Annotated in this window: 4 protein-coding genes; all 4 read left to right on the top strand. The window is 71.2% G+C overall.

Annotated elements, in window-relative coordinates; genetic code table 11:
- A partial coding sequence (locus IC63_RS16595) for an Mrp/NBP35 family ATP-binding protein (RefSeq protein ID WP_036722684.1) occupies positions 1-829 on the top strand: 829 nt, incomplete at its 5' end.
- 647 nt (positions 830-1476) lie between these two features.
- Entirely contained in the window at positions 1477-1983 is a 507-nt protein-coding gene (mraZ, locus tag IC63_RS16600) for a division/cell wall cluster transcriptional repressor MraZ (protein ID WP_036722685.1), read from the top strand.
- Positions 1983-2945 (top strand): 16S rRNA (cytosine(1402)-N(4))-methyltransferase RsmH, encoded by a 963-nt coding sequence (gene rsmH / locus IC63_RS16605; protein WP_036722689.1) that lies wholly within the window; start codon positions 1983-1985, stop codon positions 2943-2945. Before mraZ ends, rsmH begins: the two co-directional genes overlap by 1 nt.
- Positions 2945-3433 (top strand): cell division protein FtsL (ftsL, locus tag IC63_RS19290; RefSeq protein WP_408633592.1); only part of this gene is annotated, 489 nt, incomplete at its 3' end. The genes rsmH and ftsL, both read left to right, overlap by 1 nt.

Here is a 3433-nt window from a genome sequence, read left to right on the forward strand (position 1 = left end):
GGGCGGGGGCGGGGGGGCGGGCGCGCCGCCCAGCCTGACCATCGGCCGCCACCCGACTCCGCAGGCCGGGCCGCAGGCGATCCCGGGGGTGCAGCGCATCCTTGCCATCGGCTCGGGCAAGGGCGGGGTGGGGAAATCGACCCTGACGACGAACCTCGCCGTGGCGCTGGCCCGCGCCGGCCGGCGCGTGGGCGTGCTGGACGCCGACATCTATGGCCCCAGCCAGCCGCGAATGCTGGGGGTGACCGGCCGCCCGCGCAGCGAAGGCGACCGGATCATCCCGGTGCAGGCGCATGGCGTCACCATGATGTCGCTGGGGCTGATGATGAAGGACGGCGAGGCGGTGGTCTGGCGCGGCCCGATGCTGATGGGCGCGCTGCAGCAGATGCTGAACCAGGTCGAATGGGGCGCGCTGGACGTGCTGCTGGTCGACCTGCCGCCGGGCACCGGCGACGTGCAGCTGAGCCTGTGCCAGAAGGCCCCGGTCACCGGCGCGATCATCGTCTCGACGCCGCAGGACGTGGCGCTGATCGACGCGCGGCGGGCGATCGACATGTTCGACAAGCTGAAGACTCAGGTGCTGGGCCTGGTCGAGAACATGTCCTCGTATGTCTGCCCGAATTGCGGGCACGAGGCGCATCTGTTCGGTCACGGCGGCGTCGCGGCCGAGGCGCAGGCCCGCGGCCTGCCCTATCTGGGCGAGATCCCGCTGGACCTGTCGGTGCGCGAGGGCGGCGATTCCGGCCGTCCGGTGGCGCTGGGCGCGGGGCCGGTGGCCGACGCCTATGCGCGGCTGGCCGACCGGCTGGTGCAGGGCGGGATGGCCTGAGGTCTGACGGGAGGCCGGGGTTCGTGGCGCGGGAATTTACGGGACAGGGCACGCCAGTCTGCCCGGAGGGGCTGGGTTGACGGGCGGGCAACGCGCGATTCCCGGCGAATCGCAGCGCCGTGAAGGGGCGTGAGGAGCGGCAAATCCCGGACCTCGGCAGTCGCCGCGCCCCTGCGGCCTGATGTTTTGCCGACATTGGGAAAATCTGGGACTATTCTGCCACAGTTCGGCAGCAACCACATCTAGATGCCGCGTAACCGCCCCTTCCCACATCTGCGAAATGTTAACCCGGTTTAACCGGATGTTCCCGTCGCGTTCGCGTGAGGCTGCGTGCTTGCCGGGTGAGATCCGGCCCAGAAACCCGTTGCTTCCCGTGTATTCCCATGTCATCCCTTGTCTCACGGAAGACGGGCAGCGAAGGGGCGGCAAGACCCCAGCCAAGGCAGGCTTCATACAGGCACCCGCCATTCCGACGACGACCCGGCCGCGCGCGAGCAGCACCTTCCCCCAAGGTGGCGCACAGAACGCCGGGCGATCCCCGAAACTTCGGGGCCCAGAGATGGGACGAGGGCGGCGGATCGGGCAGTGGCAGCGGCCCGATCCGCCCTTTCCCGTCTGTGGCGAAGGGACAGTGGAAGGAAGCGGGCTTGGCGCGCAGGTTCAGAGGCTCGGAAGAGGTCAAGGTCGACGCCAAGGGGCGCGTCTCGATCCCGGCCAAGTTCCGCCGCGTGTTCGAAGCCTCGGACCCCGACTATGCCCAGGGCAAGCGCGCCCAGCTGGTCGTCGTCTACGGCTTTGCCGACTGGACCCATCTGCGGCTTTACACCATCGAGGCGATCGACGAGATCGATCAGGGCATCAGCCGGATGCCGCGCGGGTCCTCGGAACGCAGCTACCTGGAAACGCTGATGAACGGCCTGTCCGAAGAGGCCGACATCGACGCCGATGGCCGCCTTGTCCTGCCCCAGCGCCTGCGCGAAAAGATCGGCCTGGACGACCGCGCCTTCTTCATGGCGCAGGGCGACTATCTCAAGGTCTCGACCCCGGAAACCCACGACGCCGACCTGGCCGCGATCGAGGCCGAGATGCCGGCGCTGGAACCCGGCGCCGATCCGCTGTCGCTGCTGCCGCCGGCCCCGCCGGCCGATGCCTGATGACCGCCCCGCATGTCCCGGTCCTGCTGCGTCCGCTGCTGGCGGCGGTCGCCCCCGTCGGCGGGGTCTGGGTTGACGGCACCTTCGGCGCCGGCGGCTACGCCCGCGGGCTGCTGGACGCCGGCGCCGACCGGGTGATCGGCATCGACCGCGACCCGGCGGTGTTCGCGATGGCCAGGGCTTGGGCGGGCGATTACGGCGACCGGCTGCGGCTGGTGCAGGGGACGTTTTCGGATCTCGATACGCTCGCCGGTGAGTCCGTGGACGGGGTGGTGCTGGACCTGGGCGTCAGCTCGATGCAGCTGGACCAGGCCGAGCGCGGCTTTTCCTTTCTGCGCGACGGGCCGCTGGACATGCGGATGGCGCAGGACGGGCCGAGCGCCGCCGATCTGCTGAACACCGCCGACGAGGCCCGCATCGCCGACGTGCTGTATCATTATGGCGAGGAACGCGCCGCCCGCCGCATCGCCCGCACCATCGTGGCAGCACGGCCGCTGGGCACGACCGCGCAACTGGTCGATGTCGTGCAGTCCTGCCTGCCGCGCCCCAAGCCGGGGCAGAGCCACCCGGCGACGCGCAGCTTCCAGGCCATCCGCATCTGGGTGAACGACGAATTCGGCCAGTTGGTCGCGGGCCTTGCCGCGGCCGAGCGCGCGCTGAAACCCGGCGGTCGGCTGGCGGTGGTCAGCTTCCACTCGCTCGAGGACCGCATCGTCAAGCGCTTCGTGCAGTCGCGCGCCAATGCCGCGGGCGGCGGCAGCCGCTACGCCCCCGAGATCCGCCACGAGGCGCCCGCATTCACGCTGCCCTTCCGCCGCGCGATCGGCGCAGACGAGGCCGAGCTGGCCGCGAATCCGCGCTCCCGGTCGGCTTTCCTGCGGGTCGCGGTGCGGACCGACGCGCCGGCGGGGGCCGCCGACCCGGCCGCGCTGGGCTTGCCGCGGCTGCCGGGGGCGGGCTGATGCGGGCGCTGATGTATCTGCTGACGGTGCTGGCGGTGATGGGCCTCGCCTTCTGGGCCTATCGCGAGAATTACCGCACCCAGGCCCAGATCGACGAGATGCGCGCCGTCCAGGACGAGATCGCCCGGCTGCGCGAGGACCTGGGCGTCCTGCGCGCCGAATGGGCCTATCTGAACCGCCCCGAGCGGCTGCGCGATCTGGTCGACATGAACTTTGACCGGCTGCGGCTGGGGCCGGTGCAGGCCAACCAGTTCGGCGGCGCCCGCAACGTCGATTACCCCGACCCCAACGCCGCCGATCCCGACGCCGCGCCCGCGGGCCCGGCCGGCGCCCTGCTGCCGCCGCGCCGAGCCTGGGAGAGCCGGGTTGGGGCGAGCCGCGACCGCCGCGACCCGGCACATCCCCGGTCAGCCGCAAAGCGCCATTTCGCAGCCACGGCGCCGCGAGGGAGCCAAGAGGCAAGGAAGCGACGCCAGTCCCTGTCGGAC

Origin of the sequence: Paracoccus sphaerophysae (assembly GCF_000763805.1) — a bacterium.
Lineage (GTDB): Bacteria > Pseudomonadota > Alphaproteobacteria > Rhodobacterales > Rhodobacteraceae > Paracoccus > Paracoccus sphaerophysae.

Bases quoted from the DNA above. Each gene is read 5' to 3' on its own strand.
- rsmH (WP_036722689.1), top strand. From the start codon at position 1,983: ATGACCGCCCCGCATGTCCCGGTCCTGCTGCGTCCGCTGCTGGCGGCG.